Origin of the sequence: Neoasaia chiangmaiensis, from assembly GCF_002005465.1 — a bacterium.
GTDB classification, from domain to species: domain Bacteria; phylum Pseudomonadota; class Alphaproteobacteria; order Acetobacterales; family Acetobacteraceae; genus Neoasaia; species Neoasaia chiangmaiensis.
Map to the genome: position 1 here is coordinate 3,081,694 of NZ_CP014691.1, position 20,692 is coordinate 3,102,385.

The 20,692-nt window shown below is 60.1% G+C and carries 17 protein-coding genes; 11 read left to right on the top strand and 6 right to left on the bottom strand.

Annotated elements, in window-relative coordinates; genetic code table 11:
* The first annotated feature begins 7 nt into the window (after positions 1-7).
* Together A0U93_RS14570 and A0U93_RS14575 are read left to right on the top strand one after the other, a co-directional pair.
* The gene (locus tag A0U93_RS14570) at positions 8-961 is read left to right on the top strand and encodes an alpha/beta hydrolase (protein WP_211274018.1); all 954 of its coding nucleotides are present in this window, start codon (positions 8-10) and stop codon (positions 959-961) included.
* Between the two features lie 82 nt (positions 962-1,043).
* Complete coding sequence (locus A0U93_RS14575) at positions 1,044-1,274, top strand: (2Fe-2S)-binding protein (protein ID WP_077808580.1); 231 nt, start codon at positions 1,044-1,046, stop codon at positions 1,272-1,274.
* Positions 1,275-1,372: 98 nt separating this feature from the next.
* Here the strand turns inward: A0U93_RS14575 and bfr are convergent, their stop codons facing one another.
* On the bottom strand, positions 1,373-1,858 hold the full coding sequence (bfr, locus tag A0U93_RS14580) for a bacterioferritin (protein WP_077807962.1): 486 nt from the start codon (positions 1,856-1,858) through the stop codon (positions 1,373-1,375).
* 92 nt (positions 1,859-1,950) lie between these two features.
* The gene (locus A0U93_RS14585) at positions 1,951-3,726 is read right to left on the bottom strand and encodes a DEAD/DEAH box helicase (protein ID WP_077807963.1); all 1,776 of its coding nucleotides are present in this window, start codon (positions 3,724-3,726) and stop codon (positions 1,951-1,953) included.
* Positions 3,727-4,371: 645 nt separating this feature from the next.
* Here A0U93_RS14585 and A0U93_RS14590 point away from each other — a divergent pair.
* Positions 4,372-6,534 carry an FUSC family protein gene (locus A0U93_RS14590; protein WP_245824944.1) on the top strand — a complete coding sequence of 721 codons (2,163 nt, stop codon included), beginning with the start codon at positions 4,372-4,374 and terminating at the stop codon, positions 6,532-6,534.
* A gap of 4 nt (positions 6,535-6,538) precedes the next feature.
* Here the strand turns inward: A0U93_RS14590 and A0U93_RS14595 are convergent, their stop codons facing one another.
* The 3 genes from A0U93_RS14595 to A0U93_RS14605 form a co-directional block, all read right to left on the bottom strand.
* Positions 6,539-7,021 (bottom strand): hypothetical protein, encoded by a 483-nt coding sequence (locus A0U93_RS14595; protein ID WP_077807964.1) that lies wholly within the window; start codon positions 7,019-7,021, stop codon positions 6,539-6,541.
* Between the two features lie 128 nt (positions 7,022-7,149).
* Positions 7,150-9,531, bottom strand: coding sequence for a DUF3772 domain-containing protein (locus A0U93_RS14600; RefSeq protein WP_077807965.1), 2,382 nt, complete (start codon positions 9,529-9,531; stop codon positions 7,150-7,152).
* A 92-nt stretch (positions 9,532-9,623) separates the two neighbouring features.
* On the bottom strand, positions 9,624-10,700 hold the full coding sequence (locus tag A0U93_RS14605; RefSeq protein WP_077807966.1) for a quinone-dependent dihydroorotate dehydrogenase: 1,077 nt from the start codon (positions 10,698-10,700) through the stop codon (positions 9,624-9,626).
* Positions 10,701-10,836: 136 nt separating this feature from the next.
* Here A0U93_RS14605 and A0U93_RS14610 point away from each other — a divergent pair, with 136 nt between their 5' ends.
* The 7 genes from A0U93_RS14610 to purF all read left to right on the top strand — a co-directional run bounded on the left by A0U93_RS14610 (position 10,837) and on the right by purF (position 18,548).
* Positions 10,837-11,097: a hypothetical protein gene (locus A0U93_RS14610; protein WP_077807967.1), complete on the top strand. Its 261-nt coding sequence runs from the start codon at positions 10,837-10,839 to the stop codon at positions 11,095-11,097.
* Positions 11,098-11,347: 250 nt separating this feature from the next.
* On the top strand, positions 11,348-13,186 hold the full coding sequence (gene thiC / locus A0U93_RS14615; protein WP_077807969.1) for a phosphomethylpyrimidine synthase ThiC: 1,839 nt from the start codon (positions 11,348-11,350) through the stop codon (positions 13,184-13,186).
* 480 nt (positions 13,187-13,666) lie between these two features.
* The gene (locus A0U93_RS14625; protein ID WP_077808582.1) at positions 13,667-15,076 is read left to right on the top strand and encodes an MFS transporter; all 1,410 of its coding nucleotides are present in this window, start codon (positions 13,667-13,669) and stop codon (positions 15,074-15,076) included.
* Between the two features lie 67 nt (positions 15,077-15,143).
* A complete protein-coding gene (locus tag A0U93_RS14630) occupies positions 15,144-15,932 on the top strand; it encodes a 2-keto-4-pentenoate hydratase (protein ID WP_077807973.1) in 789 nt (262 codons plus the stop codon).
* A gap of 185 nt (positions 15,933-16,117) precedes the next feature.
* The gene (locus A0U93_RS14635; protein ID WP_147150683.1) at positions 16,118-16,477 is read left to right on the top strand and encodes a hypothetical protein; all 360 of its coding nucleotides are present in this window, start codon (positions 16,118-16,120) and stop codon (positions 16,475-16,477) included.
* A 65-nt stretch (positions 16,478-16,542) separates the two neighbouring features.
* Entirely contained in the window at positions 16,543-17,064 is a 522-nt protein-coding gene (locus A0U93_RS14640; protein ID WP_077807976.1) for a CvpA family protein, read from the top strand.
* A gap of 38 nt (positions 17,065-17,102) precedes the next feature.
* Complete coding sequence (gene purF, locus A0U93_RS14645; protein WP_077807978.1) at positions 17,103-18,548, top strand: amidophosphoribosyltransferase; 1,446 nt, start codon at positions 17,103-17,105, stop codon at positions 18,546-18,548.
* A 61-nt stretch (positions 18,549-18,609) separates the two neighbouring features.
* Here purF and A0U93_RS14650 read toward each other — a convergent pair whose 3' ends face one another.
* Complete coding sequence (locus A0U93_RS14650; protein WP_169852779.1) at positions 18,610-19,200, bottom strand: TetR/AcrR family transcriptional regulator; 591 nt, start codon at positions 19,198-19,200, stop codon at positions 18,610-18,612.
* Between the two features lie 273 nt (positions 19,201-19,473).
* Here A0U93_RS14650 and A0U93_RS14655 point away from each other — a divergent pair, with 273 nt between their 5' ends.
* Complete coding sequence (locus A0U93_RS14655) at positions 19,474-20,685, top strand: efflux RND transporter periplasmic adaptor subunit (protein WP_077807980.1); 1,212 nt, start codon at positions 19,474-19,476, stop codon at positions 20,683-20,685.
* Positions 20,686-20,692 lie beyond the last annotated feature (7 nt).

A 20,692-nucleotide genomic window follows, 5' to 3' on the forward strand; every position in this document is an offset into this window, starting at 1 on the left:
GCGGACAATGATTGATACGAGGGAACTGGTCGATCCCCAGCTACTGCCCTTTCTCGATGCCCTGCCTGGCGGGGCAGTCAATCGTCACACCCTGCCGGCGCGCCGTGAGCGAAGCGACGCGCTCATTCTTGCGCAGCTTCCGGACGATTTACCTGTTCTGGTCGAAGAACAGTATCTGTCCGGTCCGACAGGTCCGGCATCACTACGTATCCTGAAAATCCAACGGCACGACCTTGCCGACAAGGCGCCCGCTCTTCTTCATTGCCACGGCGGTGGACTTGTGATGGGCAAGCCGGAGAGCAGCCTCCCCACGCTACGGCATATGGCCATGACACTCGGCGTGGTGATCGTATCCGTTGATTATCGTCTGGCGCCCGAGGCCCCTTATCCGGCGGCTATCGACGACTGTTATGCGGCGCTTGAGTGGATGCATGACAATGCGAAGGCATTGCGGATCGATTCACAGTGCATTGGCGTCACCGGTGAAAGCGCGGGCGGCAATCTGGCGGCGGCTCTCTGTCTGATGGCGCGGGATCGTGCCGGGCCGCCGATTGCCTATCAGAATCTCGTCTATCCCATGTTGGATGACCGTGCGGATGCCACGGATAATCCTGTCGTCGGGCAGTTTTGCTGGACGAGGGAAAGCAATCGATTTGCCTGGAATGCGTATCTTGGCGCGACGGCGCATGATGCCGTTTCCCCCTACGCGGCACCTGCACGCGAAAGCGACTATGAGCGACTTCCGCCGCTTTATCTATCGACGGGCGCGCTCGATCTCTTTCTGGATGAGAACATACGGTTCGTGCAGGCCCTGGCGGCGGCAGGCGTTGCTGTCGAGGTCGATATCTACCCCGGCGCTTTCCATGCATTTGACGTCGCGCCAGATGCGGACGTCTCGATACGGGCGCGTGCCCGACGTCTGGACGCCATGCGGCGAGCGATCGACGGGGTGGGCGATTAAGAATGAGAAATATTCTCAATTGATATTGCGAATGTTTCTCAATGCCGTTACGTCGGAGGATATTCGAGTTCTGGAACGTCCAATGATCGTTTGCTCCTGCAATGCACTAACCCATCGCGACATCGAAACCGCCGTTGAAAAAGGGGCGTCCCGGCCTGCCGAGATATATGCTGCGCGGAATTGCCGGGCACAGTGCGGCGGGTGTGTCGGGGGGATTGTTTGCGTACTGCGTGCGCTTCTACGGGAGCGTGGTGCTAACGACAGTTGCGCCGTCGAACTGGATCAGCCATCGCGGATCGCCGTTCATCACTGAAGGCCTTCCGTCCGGAAAGGACAGGAATTCGGTATTGTCTCTGAATGGGGCGTCAAAAAGAAAAAGGCCGGTCCCCGGAAGAGACCGGCCTTTTTCAGTTAGTCCTGCTCGGGAGCGGGAGAAGAGTTAAGCGTGATATATCGCGGTAGTCCGACCTGCTTGATCAGGTCGAGTTGCCGGTCGATGAAGTCCTCATGCTCTTCCTCGTTGGCGAGGATTTTCAGCAGCAGGTCGCGAGAGACATAGTCGCGCACCGACTCGCAGTAGGCGATACCCTCGCGGAGATCAGCCAGCGCTTTCTCCTCAAGCTTGAGGTCGCACTTCAGGATCTCTTCGACGTCCTGCCCGATGAGGATCGTATTAAGGCGCTGAACGTTCGGTAACCCACCGAGATAGAGAATGCGCTCGATCAGCCAGTCGGCATGATGCATTTCCTCGATGGACTCGTCGTATTCCTTTTTGCCCAGCTTCGTGACGCCCCAGTGGCGAAGCGTCCGGGCATGGAGGAAATACTGGTTGATCGCGGTGAGCTCATTCGTCAGCTGTGTGTTGAGATGATCGATGACTTTCGGGTCTTTTTGCATATCAAATCCTCAGCAGGGCAACGAAACGAAGGGATGAGCAACAGAGGCATCGGCCGTCGCGCTGGATGAAACATACACGCGACGGCACCAGATCAATAGCGCTTGCGCGTCGAGCTCTTTCCCGCGCTGGGCTTGCGGAAAGGTGCCTTGTCGCCACGAGGGCCCGCATTGGTACGACGTGGCGCCGTATGCTCCCGCGGCGGCCGTGCCGAACGGGCAGGGCGCGTGCCGCTCGCATCGGTTGTCGGTGCCTGTGCCGGTTCGATCCGCGCTTCGTCGGCATCCGCGCCTTCGATGCAGGAGCGGAAACGCCCGACGCTGTCCGGCGCGATCTCGAACAGCGTGTGATCGCCGCTGATACGAATGGACCCGATGTCGCGCTTCGTAACATTGCCGAGGCGGCAGATCAGGGGAATGAGCCATTTGGGATCGGCACGTTCCGAACGGCCGATGCTCAGGCTGAACCATTCGCCACCAAGCGATTCGTTACGCGACGGACGTTCCGGGCGCTCGGTACGTTCGGCTCTCGGAGAACGGGTCGGCGCCTCGACACTGACAGGGCGGATGTTTTCCACCTGCGGCAGACGGGCCGAGTAGAGGCGGACGAGGGCCGTGGCCAGCTGGTGTGCGTCGTGCGCATTCGCCAGGCGGTTTGCCAGCTCGTCTTCCGTGGCCTGAGACGGCGCGAACAGCGCCGCGTCGTCCATCAGGCGCTTGGCATCCTGCGCATGAATGGCTTCCGCGGTCGGGACGCTTTCCCACTCGGCATCGTTGATCTTGGCCTGGGCCAGCAGACGTTCGGCACGGCGACGCTGGTTGACGGGCACCATCAGCACGCTCGTGCCCTTGCGTCCCGCGCGGCCAGTGCGCCCTGATCGGTGCAGGAGCGTTGCGCTCTCCGTCGGCAGGCTTGCGTGGATCACCAGATTGAGCGCCGGGACGTCGATGCCACGAGCGGCGACATCCGTGGCGACGCAGACGCGCGCGATGCCGGAACGTAGTGACTCGATGGCGCGCGACCGTTCATTCTGTCCCATCTCGCCGGAAATGGCGACGGAAGCGAAGCCGCGTTCCAGAAGGGCGGCCTGCACCTGCGCGACCATGGCGCGCGTGTTGCAGAACAGCATGGCCGTCGGGCTCTCATGGTAACGCAGGACGTTGACCACGGCGCGACCAAGCTCGTTGGGTGCCGTCACGACGCATTGGTAGGTGATGTCCGCGTGCTGTTTCGCGCCGGACGCGGTATCGATCCGCTCTGCGTTTTTCTGGAAACGGCGCGCCAGATTTGCAATGTCCCGGGCGATCGTCGCGGAGAACAGCAGGGTGCGGCGCTCAGCGGGCGCCGCGTCCAGCAACTGCTCAAGCTCGTCACGGAAGCCAAGGTCGAGCATCTCGTCAGCTTCGTCCAGAACCACCGCCCGAAGGCCGCTCAGGTCCAGGTTGCCGCGTTTCAGATGGTCGCAGAGACGCCCCGGCGTACCGACGACGATATGTGCGCCGTTGGACAGCGCGCGCGCCTCACGGCGGGCATCCGTACCGCCGATGCAGCTCGCGATGCGGGCGCCTGTCTCGGCATAGAGCCACTGCAACTCGGATTGAACCTGCATGGCCAGTTCGCGCGTGGGGGCGATAACGAGCGCGAGCGGGCGTTCGACGAACGGCACCCGTTCCGCGCCATCCGGCAGAAGTGTCGGCGCGATGGCCAGGCCGAACGCGACTGTCTTGCCCGATCCTGTCTGCGCGGACACCAGCAGATCGCGCTGTTCCAGTCCGGGCTGCAGCACAGCAGCCTGAACGGTCGTCGGCGTATCGTAACCGCGGGCCGCAAGCGCGCGGCCGAGGGGAGGGACGGTATCGGGGAAACTCATTCGGTTCGTAACTCGGTAATGAAAACAGCCACGCCAGCAGGCACCGCGGCGGCGCATCGCAGGGAAACGCGAGGAAGGGCGAAATCAGCGTGAGATGACGCTGCATAAAGAACTGAGTCGTGAAATGCTAGGGAAAGTATGGCGGCATGCGCGAAAATGCGGGCGTGGATTGCGTATCCCGGACCGTAATCAGGGCGAGGATCGACACGGAACATGGATAGCGCGTGTCAAAGTCGTCCTGAAGATAACCAAAAGATTGACGTATTGTAATCTAATAAGTTTCAGAGTATATAGCTTCCTGTCGGGCATCGATCGCCCGACAGGAGCAACCCATGCAAATACGTCTGAATTCCCCGCATCACGGGTGGGCAGGGCGCCTGAGCCATTGGTTTTCCGACCATGGCTTGCTGCTTGGACTGCTTGTGGGTCTTACCTGGCTGGCATTGTTGATCGTTGCCAGTCCTCATATGTGGTGGTGACTGAAGATGCCGGCTTGTCCAAGACAACTAGGATTTGCCCTTCTCCTCGGTTCCCGGTGGCGCCGACTGTTCCGACGATCCACCACGAATGTATCCTGATCGGGCGAAGACGATTTGGGTATTGCATGTGCCTGTCCTCCTGAGGTGAGGTATAGTATGAGGCAGCATGCGCAGGCGTTTCGTCACATGGATTGCGGCCAGTCCGCTCGGTCGGGTTCCGATGGCGGACTGGCCATTCGCATGGATATATGCGCCGAAATCCGGCAGTCTGATGTTCGCGCTGCGGAACACGATTGCGGCGTTGGTCGCTCTGGCCATTGCGTTCTGGATGGAGCTGGGCGAGCCGCAATGGGCGCCGATGACGGTATGGATCGTCGCACAGGGATCGCGTGGTGAAAGCCTGTCCAAAGGACGGTGGCGACTGGTCGGTACCGTCCTTGGCATGATTTCGGCGATCGCGCTGCTTGCCATGTTTCCACAGGCGCCGTGGCTTTTTCTGCCGGCTCTGGCAATCTGGGCGGGGCTATGCGCGGGGCTGGCGACCCTCGTTCACAATTTCCGCTCCTATGCCTTCGTTCTGGCGGCCTATACCTGCGCCATCATCGCCATGGGGGCGAGCAGCGAACCGGACCATGTGTTCCAGATCGCCATGGCGCGTGGCACCTACATCTTTCTTGGCGTCATCTGCGAGATGGTGGCCGGCCTTATCTTCTCGCATGATATGGCCCGGCAGGCGCGGCAGCTGATGCGCGGGCGACTGCTTTCGGCGATCACCAGTGCCACGGCGGCGATTGTGGATATTCTGCGCGAGGAACCGCCGCCGGAAAGTGATATCCGTGCCGTTTTCAGCCAGACGCTGACCCTGCACGATCAGATCGAATTCAGCGCCGTCGAGATCGGCCGCAACGAGCGTGCCGTGCAATGCGCGTATGCGACGATCGGCCTCCTGTCGCGCATCATGTCTCGTGGTCTGGGCCTGAGGACACGCCTGGCTGCCGTGCCGAACCGGTCCGCCACGTCGCAGGATATCATCATCCGCGCCACCGAGTTGCTGTCGGCCTTGCCGCAGCGTATTGCGGCTCAGGCAGAAGTCGTCTCGGTGCGGAATCAGGTCGATGCGCTGATTTCCAGGACAATTGAAGCGGTTGAGCGAACCCTCGTTCAGGAAATGGCCGGTGGCGATGCCCAGAAGGTTGCGATCAACGATCGGATCGCACTTCAGGGCGTGCGCCTGATGCTCAACGAATATCATGCGCTTCTCAGCTATTTCGGCGCAGATCCTCGAGAGAATCTCCACCCGGATCGCTACCGACTGAGGCATTTCCCAAACTGGCGGGCAGCGTTGCACAACGGCTTGCGCTCGATGGCGGCTATCCTGGCGGCATCTCTTGTCTGGGAAGTCACGGCGTGGCCGAACGGTGCGGCGTTCGTGTCCTTCATTGCCGTCGTATGCGGCCGCTTTGCGACATTCGAGAACACCGTTTTGGTCAGCAATAAGTTCTTCTATGGCGCATGTGTCGCTACGCTTGCGTCGATTATCCCGGTTTTTCTTCTGGTGCCGCTTGGCTCCAGTTTCGGCGCGCTGGCGATTGCCATCACACCGTTCATGTTCATTGGCGGGCTGGCGGCGCAATATGGACCGACAGCGCTACAGGCGGCGTCATACAACACGTTCTTTCCCGCATTGCTGGGGCTGGACAACCAGCATCGCCTGAATGAATTACAATGGTTCAACAATACCATCGCCCTGTTGTTGGGGCTTGGTGCCGGTGTCATCGTCTTTAAATGCGTTCTTCCGTTCGATGAGCGCCGAGTCTGTTGGATCATGCGCGGGAAAGCTCTCTCGGGACTGCGGCATATCAGTCGTCACACCGTGCGCATGATGGACGAAAACCACTGGATTGGCCGCAATACGCAGAGCATGCAGCGATTGATCCGTTATGCGGGTTCGCAGGTTACGCCGCTGATGGATACGTATCTGCATGGCACGCTTGCCATCATGACGATCGGCCGCAATCTGATGCATCTGCGCCACGCGCAGCATGCCCCGAACATGCCGGAAGCAGCTGCAACCGCCATTCAGGCCATGTTCGCGCGATTGGCCGAGCGCAACATCAACATCGAACGTCTGCACGCGGAGACGACGCATACGCTGAAGGTTCTAAGCGATCTGGAAGAAACGAACAGCGAGAACACCTATCGAATGGCGTTGACGGATGCCATTGGTTCGCTTCTGATCGTCTCTGCCGAATTGTCCGGTAACAGGGCCTTCCTCGACACCAGAACCTTCGTCTCGAACATGTTGACTCTGGAGACGAGTCCGGCCTGATCGTCTAGAAATGTGTCTTGAGAAGCGGGCTGGACGAGATGCAGAGCATGATGATGCCGAATAGCGCCATGGCTTTCAGGAAGAAGAAGATGGCGTGTTCGGCGATTTCCCAGCGGGTCATGATGACCATGAACGGGTCGGCCGGGTTCTGTTCCGCCGTATAGGTCAGTTTCGTCATCGTCATGGCAACCTGACGTAGATGCGCGCGGGCTTCTCGGCGGCGCAGCGCCTCAATGCTGGAAATATCGGCCTGCTCATAGAACTGGCCAATATATTGATCGAGTTCCTCGATGCGGAAGTTGCGCGTGCCATGACCCGACTTGTCGCCCTGCCGCGTCGGGCCGGCGCCCAGGCCAATGAGTAACTTCAGGCGAATGGGCGAAATTCCCAGATACACGGCAGCACCGTGCAGGTTAAGATGCTGCGTGCGTACAGGAAGACGGAAGAGATTACCGGTTTTGGTCGGACTATCGCCAGTTGGTCGCATCGTCTTGCCGCCTCTTCGGAAGGTGCGGATATCGGTCGATGCCTTGTACTCCCTGGCGACTGGCGCGTCGAGTTAAACAGTGCCGCGATCAGGAAACGGCTCTGGGCCGATAGGGCGTTTCGGGACGCTTATGCGGTAGCAATGGTCATCTTCTCTTCATTGAACGCCTGATAGGCATCGATGACGATTGCGCTGCGAACCGATGAAAGCATGCGCGGCGACGCAACCTTGGCGGAGACCGTCAACGTGACATTGTCGCCGGCCACGGCAGTGACATTGACCGTCGGGATCGGGGATTCCAGCACTTCCGGGCGGTCGGCCACCACCTTGCGCAGCAGTTGCCGTGCCTGTTCGATATCGGTGTCCTGCGAAATGGTGAAAGCCATTGATATCGTGCCTTGCGTGCCGAAGCGCGTGGCGTTGGTGACAGATGACGTGATGAATTGTGAGTTGGGCACGATCATGACGGCGCCATCGGACAGTCCGATTTCCGTGGAGCGGACGCTGATGCGCCGAACGTCGCCCTGGGAGCCGCCGATCGTAATCATATCGCCAACCCGGATCGGACGCTCAGCCAGAAGAATGACGCCGGAGACGAAATTCTGCACGATGGATTGCAGTCCGAAACCGATCCCGACGGATAGCGCGCTGACAACCCATGTCAGATTTTTCATCGTCAGTCCTGCTTCTGAAAGAACGATCAGGAAAATCGCGATCCAGGCGGTATAGGTGAAAATGCTGATGATCGAACTTCTGGCGCCGATATCCAGTTGCGTGGTTGGAAAGAGCCTGTCGCGCATCCAGACGCAGATCTGGCGGATACCGTAATAGGCGACAATGACGATGCCGATACAAATCAGGATCGTGTTGAACGAAACCGGCACGCCGCTGATCGTCTGGCCGACGAACAGGTTTCGCAGGTGTGTGGAAACCGATTGCGTCGAGAGATTGCCATCGGACTGGGCAACAGCCAGCAGGACGATGAGCAGAAGGATATTGCCGACGCCCGACGCAAGAACACCGAACTGGCTGACGCGCTGACCGCTGACGCCCAGAGGAAGCAGCCTCGTGGCAAGAAGCGTCTGAGGTTGCAGAAGACGACCGGCGAGCTCGCGGATGCACAGCGCGAACAGGCTGAGAATGGCGACCGCAGCACCAAACGAGACGAGCCACGCAACGGTCTGGAATGCGAAGGCGATGTAGCCATTCAGGACCGAGAGCCAGGTGACAATGACGATCAGAAAGGCCAGCCCGCGGATCGGGGGGGCCAGATGCGCACCTTCTCCACCGGCGCGTGACAGGCGCCGGCAGACAAGCAGGAAAACGGTGGCGATGACGATAGCGTAGCCGCCCTGCACGGCGCGCAAGGTCGTCAGGCCCAGAATGTATTCGTCATTGAGATACAGAAGAATGTTCTGGATCAGGATTGCCGTTGCCATCATCCAGTCGATGCCGCGCAGTGCCCGCGGGGCATGTGGCGGCGTTTCATGAATGGATGTCGCACGACTCAGGATCGGCACGCCTGCGCCGATCAGGAAGCCGCAGATCGGCAACGCGGTGCCGATGAGCTGTTGAAGTGCCGCGCTTTCATTCTGGTTCAGTGCCAGGACTATGCTGCCGATATTCCAGATGACGCCAGCGACGACGGCGCAGACGATACCGTTCAATGCTGGCGGGAGGAGAGAAATATCTGTATCGACCTCGTCGGGATGGCCGAAGCGTTTCGCGACGACGGTTCGTAGACGGCTCAGGCCGCTCAGGCTCGGTCGTGAGATGCCGAGGACGATGACGGCGGTGGTGGCAAGCAATGCCAGGAAATAGGGCCACTGGCGAAAAGGACCGGGGTAGGTGTTGTGACTGCCGGCGACAAAGGCGCGGCGATCGCCCGGCAATTCATCGATCAGGTTCTTCCAGAAGGCTGGTGTCAGCGGTGAGGCGAGGTGCTCGGAGAGAAGGGCATGGTGCAGGGAGTTGTCGCGGCGGTTGATCTCGAACAGGAGTTGTTTGGCCTGCAAGGCATACAGATGTGTGCGGGTCGAGGCCGAGTGGATCTCGGCCAGCTGTGACTGAATCTGCTTGCGTTGCGTGGTGATGCTTGCGTCTTCGCCGGTAACGGCTGTCGCGCCGACGATCTTGAGGTAATTCTCATAGACGGACTGATAGGACGCAATCTGCGTGTCCAGACTGTTTGCGCTGTCGAGTGCGGTCTGGGCCTGATGTCCGAGCGAGGCCAATGTATCGGTGCCCAGAGGAAGATCGGGCTGGTTCAGTTCATTGAAAATGCCGCGTGTTGTCGCGTGGATGCTGTCGAGCTGGGCGCTGATCGTCGGCAGGGCGGCATGCCAGCCGATGCCTTCGGACATATTGCCCAGTCCGGGATCGGGCGGGCCAGGATCTGCCGATGCAGGGGCAGCCTCGGGATGGGCCGCCGTCATGATGATGAGGGCTACAAGGCAGAACCGGCGCGCCCAACCTGAAATCGTCCTAATCGTGTTTTGGCGCACCGCCATCGTCTGGTCCCGCTCCTGATGATTGAGGGGACAAAACGATTTGCCGGCAAGGTTGGTTCGTCTGCCCTATGACAAACCGGCTGATGTTGTCGTCAGGCGCGTGCTTGCGCCCTGATATCGTCAATGCTTTCGAGGTTTCGCTCACGCATGATCTGCAGGAGTTCCCGTTTCATCCGGTCAAGGACTCCTGCGCCGTCCAGAATGAAGCTGGAATAGATCTGCACCATATCGGCGCCTGCGGAAAGACGATCAAACACGTCCTGACCGCTCTCGATGCCGCCACAGGCGATCAGGTGAAGTCGACCTTTCGTAACGGCAGCGACGCGATGCAGCATATCACGGGCAAGCGGCGCAAGCGGTCGTCCGGACAGGCCGCCGGCTTCGTCGGCGTGGAAGCTTCTCAGACCGGCAGGACGGCTGATCGTCGTATTCGTCAGGATCAGTCCGTCCGCGCCATGCTCGATCGCCGTTTCGACGATCGGCTGGATATCGCTCTCGGCGAGATCCGGCGAGAGTTTGACCACGAGCGGCGGGCGAGTCGGATTTCGGTCGGCAATGGCGCTGAGGATCGCGGCAAGATGTTCGGCTGTCTGGAGATTGCGCAAACCCGGCGTGTTGGGGGACGAAAGGTTGATGGTGACGTAGTCGGCATAGGGGCTGACGCGTGCGACACCATTGGCGTAGTCCTGTGCCGGACTGGCATTCTCCTTGTTGATGCCGAGGTTGACGCCGACCGGCGTATGTCCGGCGCCACGGCCATAGCCGCCAGGCATGGGACGATGCAGGCGCGCCAGGCGACGGCAGAAACGGTCGATGCCGCAGCTGTTGAAGCCCATGCGATTGATGATCGCCCCGTCTTCCGGCAGGCGGAAGAGGCGGGGGGCAGGGTTGCCGGGCTGCGGGCGCGGTGTGACCGTGCCACATTCGACATGGCCGAAACCGAGGCGTGCCAACGGCCGTACGGCCCGTGCGTCCTTGTCGAAACCTGCGGCAAGGCCGATGGGATTGGGGAAACGGAGGCCCATCAGACGCGTGCTGAGCGCCGGGACATCGCGCCGGGCATGAGCGGGACCCAGTCCGAGGGCGAGACCGCGAATGGCGATCTCATGAGCGGTTTCCGGCTCGAAGCGATGCAGGAGGGCGGTGGCGGCGGAGGCCAGTTTGTTCATGCGACGCGTGTCCTTGGGGTGTGGAAGTTGCAAGGCGTGGGGCGTCAATAGCGTGCCTGCTGGACCAAAGGGAGGGGTGCGGGGACGTGAGGGAAATAATTTGCGTGGCACCGACAATGCGCTAAGGGCTCAGACCATGTGGGATGAACCGTATCTTGAGACCTGCTGCCGCTCGGCCTTGCACCGGCTCCTGCTGTGCGCCGACGCTGGCAGGCCGCAGAACCTGCGTGACCAGCCCTGCCTGGAGCGCCTGTGCCGGATGGGTTTCGCGCAACTGCGCAACGATGGGCGATTCGAGATCGTCCCGGCGGGACAGGCCCGCCATGACAAGGAGATCGGCAAGCTTGCGCCGGCTTATGCCGGTGCGCGACGCCATCCTGCGCGCATTAGCGATTGACGGGAATCGACGAAAAGTCGAATGTTCCGGTCGACCAGGGGGAGCCTCAGAAAGAGGTTGAGAGGCTGCTGGCGGACGATGCTTCCGCAGTGCGGCGACCCTCCCGAGCGAGAATTTTTGCTCGGAGAACCTGATCCGGTTCGTACCGGCGTAGGGATTGGTATGGAAAGCGGCTCGCGTCGTAGCGGGCCGCCGCGCATGCTTTCCTCAAACGCTTGGACGATCCGTATTCGCCAAAGGAAAGCGCAATATGGACGACCAATCGATTTCTCCCACATACGCATCGCCTCCGAGCGGGCAAGTTACCACGGGGCCGATAGAAGGCTCCGTGAAGGTATGGTCATCGCCGCCGGGGCGTGACGATATCCGCGTGCCATTCCGCGACATCGCGCTCGATCCCAGCGCAAACGAGCCGCCGGTACGGATCTACGATACATCGGGGCCTTATACGGATCCGACTGCCGCCATCGATGTCGAGCGCGGCTTGCCAAGAGTTCGGTCTGCATGGCTGGCGACGCGCGGTCTGGACGCGACGGCGGAGACGCGTGTCGTCAAGCCCGAAGACAATGGCTTTGTCAGCGCCGACCGGTTGGTGCCCTCTTGTCCGGCCCCGCATGGGGTACTGCGTGGACGAACCGGGCAACCTGTGACGCAGTATGAATTCGCGCGCGCCGGCATTGTGACCGAAGAGATGATTTTCGTCGCGCATCGCGAGAACCTTGGTCGCGCGACGATGGTGGATGGTGCGGAAGAACGGCGTGCCGATGGTGAGGATTTCGGTGCGAATATTCCGGCGTTTATCACGCCGGAATTTGTGCGTGACGAGATCGCCGCCGGTCGCGCCATCATTCCTGCGAACATCAATCATCCGGAACTCGAACCGGTCATCATCGGGCGAAACTTCCTTGTGAAGATCAACGCCAACATCGGCAATTCTGCCGTGACGTCCTCGGCGGCCGAGGAAGTGGACAAGCTGGTCTGGGCGATCCGCTGGGGCGCGGACACGGTCATGGACCTGTCCACCGGCCGCAACATCCATAACATTCGCGACTGGATCCTGCGGAATTCGCCCGTGCCGATCGGCACGGTTCCGCTTTATCAGGCATTGGAAAAGGTCGGTGGGGTTGCGGAAAAGCTGTCATGGGAAATTTTCCGCGACACGCTGATCGAGCAGGCGGAACAGGGCGTGGATTACTTCACGATCCATGCCGGCGTGCGTTTGCAGCACGTGCCGCTGACCGCGCATCGCACGACCGGCATTGTATCGCGTGGCGGGTCCATCATGGCGGCGTGGTGCCTGGCGCATCATCGGGAGAGCTTCCTTTACGAGCATTTCGAAGACATCTGCGACATCATGCGCGCCTACGACATTTCCTTCTCCCTGGGCGACGGCCTGCGTCCCGGCTCGATTGCCGATGCCAATGACGCGGCGCAGTTTGCGGAACTGGAGACGCTGGGCGAGCTGACAAAGGTTGCCTGGAGCAAGGGTTGCCAGGTCATGATCGAGGGGCCGGGTCATGTGCCGATGCACAAGATCAAGATCAACATGACCAAGCAGCTTCGCGAATGTGGGGAAGCGCCGTTCTATACGCTCGGACCGCTGACGACGGATATTGCGCCGGGCTACGATCATATCACCTCCGGTATCGGCGCCGCGATGATCGGATGGTACGGTTGTGCGATGTTGTGCTACGTCACGCCCAAGGAGCACCTTGGCTTGCCGGATCGCAACGATGTGAAAGTCGGGGTGATTACGTACAAGATCGCAGCGCATGCTGCCGATCTTGCGAAAGGTCATCCGGCCGCGCAAGTTCGTGACGATGCGATATCGCGCGCCCGTTTCGAGTTCCGCTGGCACGATCAGTTCAACCTGGCACTCGATCCCGATACGGCGCGCCAGTTCCATGACGAAACCCTGCCCAAGGAAGCGCACAAGACGGCGCATTTCTGTTCCATGTGCGGGCCGAAGTTCTGCTCGATGAAAATCAGTCATGACATCCGGCGGGACGCCGAACGTAACGAGGGCATGGCCCAGATGAAGGCGGCTTTTCAGGAGCAGGGCTCCAGACTTTACGTGAAAAGCGCATAGCCGCCCAACGTGTCTGCAAGGCAAGGCTCGGACGCTTGCCGCGGGGATTATCGCCGGATCTGCGATGACGTGGATCCGGTCGTGCCTCGAATGAAGGTGGTCGTGCGCCTCAGAAGATCACACCATCGGCCTGTCTGCAGGGTGTCTCCTGGTCCTCTTGATCTCGGTTAAATGACAGGTTGGCATAAAAGTGATGTGTGGTCTGACCGACGTGTTGTCGGCGGTCCATATCGCCATTTTGGGGATCATCGAAGGACAAATCCGGCGCGGTAGTCCGTTGGATTGTCATGGTAGGCGGCGACCGGTCCGTCAGGTGCAGGTTTCGAAGGTTCGTTCATTGAAACGGCGGACCGTTCGGTTTGTCGCGATTTTGTGTGTAGGAGATTTGAGCGTCTCATATAGCGTCCGCCGGTGACATTCGACGATCTACCGACGGGACTGGATACTGCTTCCACCGCCCGATATTCGCAGGAGCTGTGCATGCAGAGTGAGACGAGCTCAACCTATGATGCAACGTTGGCAGGCGAGGTGACGCGGCCATCGGCGGAAGAGATTGGGCTTGATGCGTCCAGCCTTCGTCGAGCGGCATGGACATGTTCCTTCGGCAGCGCGCTGGAATATTACGACTTTGCGCTCTACAGCCTTGCCTCCGCGCTGGTTTTCGGGCCGCTTTTCTTTCCTTCGCACATACCCGGCATGGGTCTGATCGCCAGTTTCGGGACATATTTTCTCGGTTTTGCGGCCCGTCCGTTCGGGGGCATCGTGTTCGGTGCGCTGGGTGATCGCTGGGGACGCAAGAGCGTCCTTCTGATTACCGTGACATTGATGGGTTGTGCCAGCACGGGCATCGGCCTGATTCCGACCTATGCGACGATTGGCATGTGGGCACCGGTCCTGCTGGTGATCCTGCGGGTGCTTCAGGGGCTGGGCGCTGGCGCGGAACAGGCGGGCGCGGCGGTCATGATGACGGAATATGCACCGCCCGGGCGCCGTGGCTTCTATGCGTCCCTGCCGTTTCTCGGCATACAGGTCGGCACCATTCTGGCCGCGATCGTTTATTTCGTGCTGCTGTTTGGCGTTGATGACGTCTCGCAAGGCTGGGTGTGGCGCGTGCCTTTTCTGGCGAGTGCCGTGATCCTTGTCGTGGCGTTGTATATGCGTCTGACGCTCAAGGAATCACCGGCTTTCGCGCATATGCAGGAAGAGGCTGCCAAGGAGCAGCATGACGCAACGCTGACGGGTCTGCTTCGTGGTTCCTGGCGGACCATCGTGATCGGCATCGGCCTGCGTGCGGCGGAGAATGGCGGTTCGTCGATCTATCAGGTTCTCGCATTGAGTTTTATCGTGCACACGATGGGCATGAAGCCACTGGTCGGTACATTGGCGCTTATCTGCGCAGCCATCGCAGGCGCCGTGACCGTGCCCGTAGCGGGATTGATGGCGGATCGCTGGGGGCGTGTGCGTGTCTATCGCGGATTTGCGATCGTGACGGCGCTGGCCTCGTTCCCTGTCTGGTACGCTTTCAGTCTCGGGAATGTTTTCCTGGCCATCATTGCGCTGACGGTGGCGCTCGGCGTTGGCATCTGGGGCATGTTCGGCACGCAGGCGGCTTTGCTTCCGGAGATGTTCGGGGCCCGCCATCGGTATGTGGCGGTATCCCTGACGCGTGAGACGTCTGCCGTGATCTCCGGCGGCCTGACGCCGCTGTTCGGCTCGTTCGCCATCGCCTTTGTCTCTCGCTACCATATCCACGATGCTCATCCGGGCGAGGGCGCATGGTGGTTGCTGGCGATCTACGTCATCCTGTTGGCACTGACCACGATTTTGGCGACATTGTTCCTGCCGGAGCCGCGTAATCGCGATCTGCTGGATCCGAATGACGTCCTGTGATGCAGGTTATCGCCGGGGCTGTCGGGTGATGATCACCCGAAAAAAATCTGAATGAGGATCAGGCAGAATGGATAAACCATCCGCAGTGAACGGGTTGGCCGAGATATACCTGAATGCCCGGCATCGTGGAGAACTGTTGCAGGGCATTCCCGCGGCCTTCGAACCGCAGGACGAGGCGCAGGCTTATGCTGTGCAAGATGCCGTGGCGCGTATTCTGACCACCGGGTCCGGTCCTGTCAGGGGCTGGAAGGTCGGGGCAGCGACGCCGGAGGCAATCCCATTCTGCGCGCCGATACACGCGGCGACAATTCTTGAGGATGGGGCGAGGGTCGATGCGCGGCTTTGTCGTCATTTCGGCGTTGAGGCGGAACTGGCCTACCGGTTCGCGCGCGATCTTCCGCGTGGTGATAAACCCTATGATGAAAATACGGTGTTGGAGGCCATCGGTTCGATCCATGCTGCGATCGAGATATTCGATACGCGTTTCGACAAGCCCCACTCGCAGAGTCGTCTGGCGCACATGGCCGATCAGGGCAATCATGGCGCGATGATCGTCGGGGAGGGCGTGGCGGACTGGCATCGCTTTATTCCATCCACGGCCGCAAAGATGACGCTGACGATCAATGGCACGGTGACCCATCGCAAGATAGGTGGCAATTCCGCGGGAGACACGCGCCGGTTGCTGACATGGCTGGCCAATCACGCGGCTGAACGTGGCCTGCCGATCAAGGCCGGCGATACGGTTATCAGTGGCTCAACGATGGGCACGGCGTTTGTTCGTCAGGATTCCGAGGTTGTTGTGGAATTCGAGGGTCTTCCGCCGGTCCATGCGACCGTTCAGGTTGCTTCTGTGTGAGAAACGGGCAGGCGTTGCGGATGTCGAAAGGTGATGATGCTGTTCGCTGTCAATATTGGCGGCGATCTGGAGCGATTTATTACAGCCAAGCCGTAAGTTGACTGAAAAAGATGCTGCCGACTGGGTCGTCCGAGTTGACGCGCCCGTGATGTACGACCCATCATTGTGGCAGCATGATCGACCAGATGAACAACAGTCCTGAGCCGCATGTCCTGGATCGTCTGGCATGCCCGCGCGACGCAAGCGGTCGACCCGCAGGCAAGGCCGTAATCAGTGCGGCATCGGCTTTGGGTGAGGCGGCACTGAAATGCACGGCTGCTTATGTCGTCGACGACCGGCAGGCCTTCATTCAGGACAGCGCCACCTTTCTGATGACCCTGTTGCAAATCTGGCAACTCGGCGATGTCGATCAATCCGATGTTTTTCGGGAGATCGATCATCGACGCCAACTGGGTGATCTCTTGCTGAAGCTCAGCGAGGACAGCTCCGGGAACGAGCAGGGGCCGGCAAGACGATGGCGTCCTGCGTCCACGAAGCTTCCCTGATCGATCGAGCGCTTGCTGCTTTCGCTGTCATCGGGCATGCGAAGGCCCAGCAGTAAGGAGCCATCATGACGACCGCCGATATTGTCGCGCTGACGACCATGGGTCTGGCGGCGCTCTGGGGAATGTTCAACGGCTTCTGGACCCTCGTTCTTGGCTTTGCAGCGTGGGCGGGCGCAATCTGGGTTACGGTCGAGTGTTATGCGCTGCTGTTGCCCTTTATCGCGCCGCACGTCGGGGACGTTGTCGTGGCGAAAGGGCTTGCGATGGCATCGTGCTTCGTCGTGTCGATCCTGATATTCTCCAGTATCGCGCGTCGTGCAGGCCGTCTGGTGCAGGGGTCGGTTCTGGGCTCGGTCGATCGTCTGCTCGGTATCGGTCTCGGCGCGGCGGTGGGATTCGGCTTTCTGGTGATCGGGTTTGTGGCATTGCATGCGTTTTTCGGGCGAGGGATCGTTTTCATCGTGCATGGCAGCCATCTGGCCCCTTATATAGAGCGCAGCGCTTCCTATCTTGAGGGTTTGTTGCCGAGCTTTGCACAAACAGGGGTTGCGCCGTTGTCCGCGCCGGGCCATGACGCCGCCATCTGATTGCGTCGCCCTGTCATAGCCGCTGGAGATCCGTATCCATGAGTTGTCCTTCCGATCGAAGCGTGAGCGCCACGGCGGTCAACCGTCCCTATGAAGAATGCGGTGTTGTCGGAATCTGGGGTGCGGACGATGCAGCGGCGATGGTCGCGCTGGGCCTTCATGCCCTGCAGCATCGCGGGCAGGAAGCTGCCGGCATCGTCAGCCACGACACGGAGCGGTTCTACCAGCACAAGGGTCTTGGCCTGGTTGGTGAGGTGTTTCATGATCCGCGCGTCATGGCGACGTTGCCGGGGCAGTCGGCGATCGGTCACAATCGCTATGCGACCACCGGCGCCACCCTGTTGCGGAATGTCCAGCCGCTCTATGCGGATTTCGAATTTGGCGGCCTGGCCGTTGCCCATAATGGCAATCTGACGAATGCTGGCACCCTGCGCCAGGCGTTGGTACGGCGCGGTTGCCTCTTCCAGTCGACGACGGATACGGAAGTGTTCGTCCATCTCATTGCGATCTCGCTCTACACAAACGTCATGGACCGCTTGATCGATGCCGTGAAGCAGGTGAAAGGCGCATATTCCCTCATCGCCCTGACGCCCGAGATGATGGTGGGACTGCGCGACCCGCTCGGCGTCAGACCGCTGATCCTTGGGCGTCTGCCCAGTTCAGGCGGATGGATGCTCGCCAGCGAGACATGCGGCCTCGATATCGTCGGCGCTGAATATGTCCGGGATATCGAACCGGGTGAGATCGTGGTGATCGATCGCGATGGTATTCGGTCGATCAAGCCGTTTGCCGAGACGCAGTCTCGCTTCTGCGTTTTCGAATATATCTATTTCGCCCGTCCGGATTCCGTTCTGGAATCGCAGCCGGTTTACAGTGCGCGCAAGCAGATTGGCGTCGAACTGGCGCGTGAGAGTGCGGTGGATGCGGATGTAGTGGTTCCGGTGCCGGATTCCGGTGTGCCATCCGCCATGGGCTTTGCGGTGGAAAGCGGGATTCCCTTCGAAATGGGGATTATCCGCAACCATTACGTTGGGCGGACATTCATTGAGCCGACGGATCAGATTCGCAATCTCGGTGTTCGCATGAAGCATTCCGCCAATCGGACTGTTCTGGCCGGTCGGCGTGTTGTGCTTGTGGACGATTCGATCGTGCGTGGCACGACATCGCGCAAGATCGTGGACATGGTCCGCGCCGCCGGAGCGACGGAGGTGCACATGCGCATCTCCAGCCCGCCGACCAAGCATCCGTGTTTTTATGGCATCGATACGCCTGAAGAAAGCAAGCTATTGGCAGCGACGCATGATATGGCCGCGATGGCCGAGGTCATTGGCGTCGACAGTCTGGCCTTTATCTCTTTCGATGGGCTTTACCGCGCACTGGGATATGAAGGGCGTGGCGCTGCGCGCGGCCGGTATTGCGATGCCTGTTTTACGGGTGATTACCCGATCGAGCTGGTCGACAAGGAGGGCCATCTCGTCGCCTGATCAATGGCAGCTCAGAAAAGCGAGGTAAAGGCTTCGTTTTTCCGAGCTATGGACAGATGCTTTACGCTGCGCTGACGTGACGCGGCGCGCTCTGGCTACAGGCGCGCAGAAAGAACCGGACGCTCTCGATAATGTGGCTGGCTCGTTCGCAATTGCTTAATCGCGGTTTGCAGCGGGTCAGTTCCTTGATGGTCAGCAGGCCAATGGTCATGCCGAAAAGCCGATCGGCATCGGCTTCCAGGTCATTCAACACGATGAGTTTTTCGTCTTCCAGCTGCCGTAGCCAGATGTAGAGTGGAAAACTTCTGCTGTTTGACGTGAAATAAGTCTGCATGAAATCGCCGATCTCGGGGATACGGGAGACTTCCGTCACGACGACGCGCAGAAGGCAGATTCTGTCGTCACGAAGAAACTCATCGGTCAACCGCTGCATGCCGTAGACTAGCCGCGCCTCGGCCGTTTCGCCTATCAGGGGTAGGCTGCTGAGCCTGGTATTGAAGAGGCGTTCCGTGAGCAGGGCTTCCAGAAGTTCCTGCTTGGAACTGAACATCTGATAAAGCGTTTTCTTCGACATGCCAGAGGAATGGGCAATCCGGTCCATGGATGTGGCCTGGTATCCGAATTCGATCAATGTCTCGGTGGTCGCGTCCATGATCTTCTTGCGGCGCATTTCGTCGCATAGAACGGGTGGCCTGCCGCAACTGCGACGACCGCTTGATTCACCATGATCGTGGATCAAGGCTGGGTCGGAGGCGCGCGATCCCACCATAAAACTTTCAAGCTCCTTGAGTTTATCGGGCCGTTGACCTCGATTTGGAAACCGTATAGTTCCGTTTTGACTGGAAACTCAACAGTTTTCGTATCATTTCATGTCGCGGGCCATGGTGCCTGCATGTCAGCAAAATTGGAAACGGATAGCGCCAGTATGCGTGATGTCACGGTGTGTCTGCCTCGCTTCTCATATCGGACCGGAACGGTCGCCTTCACGCGTCTGCTGCCGCTGACGCCGCTTGCCGTCCTGTCGTTAGGCTTGACAGGTTGCCAGCGGAAGGCGCCCCCGCCCGCCATGCCGCCGCAACCGGTCGGGATCATCACGGTTCATCCGCATACGCTGACGCTCGACACCGTCTTGCCAGGCCGCACGGATGCGTATGAGCAGGCCGAGATTCGTCCTCAGGTCGGCGGCGTCATCCTGACGCGCAATTTCGAACAGGGCAGCGACGTCAAGGCTGGGCAGTTGCTTTACCAGATCAATCCGGCGCCGTACCAGGCCGCCTACGATCAGGCCAAGGCGCAGCTTCTGCATGCGCAAGCAGCGTCGCTGAGCATCCAGGCGCAGCTGGAGCGCTACAAGCCGCTTGCGGCGGCCCATGCCGTCAGTCGTCAGGAATATGACAACACGTTGTCCTCCGCGCGGCAGGCGGAAGCTGATATCGCGCAGGCCAAAGCCAATGTGACCAGTGCAGGCGTCAATCTGGACTGGACGCATGTCCGCTCGCCGATTGATGGTCGTATCGGGCGTATGCTCATTACGCCGGGAACGCTCGTAACGACAGGTCAGACCACGCCGATTGCGCTGGTGACCCGCCTCGACCCGATTTATGCCGACGTCAATCTGGCCGACAGCGACATGCTTCGCCTGCGCCGGGAAATGGCGAAAGGTCAGTTGCAGCGCAGCGGTGACAACGCGGCGGAGGTCACGCTCACGCTGGATGATGGCAGCACGTATGAACAGAAGGGCAAATTGCAGCTTTCGGAAGTGACCGTCGACCCTTCGACCGGCACTCTCGTCATGCGTGCGGTCTTTCCCAATCCTGACCGGTTGTTGCTGCCCGGCATGTTCGTTCACGCCACCATTAACGAGGGTGTGACGCCTAACACGTTGACCGTGCCGCAGACGGCCGTTCAACGCGATCCCAAAGGCGCGGCGATGGTCATGCTCGTCGATGGCGAGAACAAGGTCGTCATACGGCCCATCAAGCTGGGCCGTGCCGTCGATAGTGATTGGGTCGTGGCGAGTGGTCTCGGCGATGGCGACAAGGTCATTGTGACCGGCATTCAGAAAGCGCATCCGGGCGCCAAGGTGCAGCCGCAGGAAATGCAGGCCGCATCGGGCGATGCGGGACAGGCGGGATAATTCACTG

What these genes read in the sequence shown, in the direction of transcription:
- A0U93_RS14610 (WP_077807967.1), top strand. Translation starts at nt 10,837, where the DNA reads ATGTGGGATGAACCGTATCTTGAGACCTGCTGCCGCTCGGCCTTGCAC.
- bfr (WP_077807962.1), bottom strand. Translation starts at nt 1,858, where the DNA reads ATGCAAAAAGACCCGAAAGTCATCGATCATCTCAACACACAGCTGACG.
- A0U93_RS14585 (WP_077807963.1), bottom strand. Translation starts at nt 3,726, where the DNA reads ATGAGTTTCCCCGATACCGTCCCTCCCCTCGGCCGCGCGCTTGCGGCC.
- A0U93_RS14635 (WP_147150683.1), top strand. Translation starts at nt 16,118, where the DNA reads ATGAACAACAGTCCTGAGCCGCATGTCCTGGATCGTCTGGCATGCCCG.
- A0U93_RS14625 (WP_077808582.1), top strand. Translation starts at nt 13,667, where the DNA reads ATGCAGAGTGAGACGAGCTCAACCTATGATGCAACGTTGGCAGGCGAG.
- A0U93_RS14595 (WP_077807964.1), bottom strand. Translation starts at nt 7,021, where the DNA reads ATGCGACCAACTGGCGATAGTCCGACCAAAACCGGTAATCTCTTCCGT.
- A0U93_RS14590 (WP_245824944.1), top strand. Translation starts at nt 4,372, where the DNA reads ATGCGCAGGCGTTTCGTCACATGGATTGCGGCCAGTCCGCTCGGTCGG.
- purF (WP_077807978.1), top strand. Translation starts at nt 17,103, where the DNA reads ATGAGTTGTCCTTCCGATCGAAGCGTGAGCGCCACGGCGGTCAACCGT.
- A0U93_RS14600 (WP_077807965.1), bottom strand. Translation starts at nt 9,531, where the DNA reads ATGGCGGTGCGCCAAAACACGATTAGGACGATTTCAGGTTGGGCGCGC.
- A0U93_RS14640 (WP_077807976.1), top strand. Translation starts at nt 16,543, where the DNA reads ATGACGACCGCCGATATTGTCGCGCTGACGACCATGGGTCTGGCGGCG.
- A0U93_RS14575 (WP_077808580.1), top strand. Translation starts at nt 1,044, where the DNA reads ATGATCGTTTGCTCCTGCAATGCACTAACCCATCGCGACATCGAAACC.
- A0U93_RS14570 (WP_211274018.1), top strand. Translation starts at nt 8, where the DNA reads ATGATTGATACGAGGGAACTGGTCGATCCCCAGCTACTGCCCTTTCTC.
- A0U93_RS14630 (WP_077807973.1), top strand. Translation starts at nt 15,144, where the DNA reads ATGGATAAACCATCCGCAGTGAACGGGTTGGCCGAGATATACCTGAAT.
- A0U93_RS14650 (WP_169852779.1), bottom strand. Translation starts at nt 19,200, where the DNA reads ATGGACGCGACCACCGAGACATTGATCGAATTCGGATACCAGGCCACA.
- thiC (WP_077807969.1), top strand. Translation starts at nt 11,348, where the DNA reads ATGGACGACCAATCGATTTCTCCCACATACGCATCGCCTCCGAGCGGG.
- A0U93_RS14605 (WP_077807966.1), bottom strand. Translation starts at nt 10,700, where the DNA reads ATGAACAAACTGGCCTCCGCCGCCACCGCCCTCCTGCATCGCTTCGAG.
- A0U93_RS14655 (WP_077807980.1), top strand. Translation starts at nt 19,474, where the DNA reads ATGCGTGATGTCACGGTGTGTCTGCCTCGCTTCTCATATCGGACCGGA.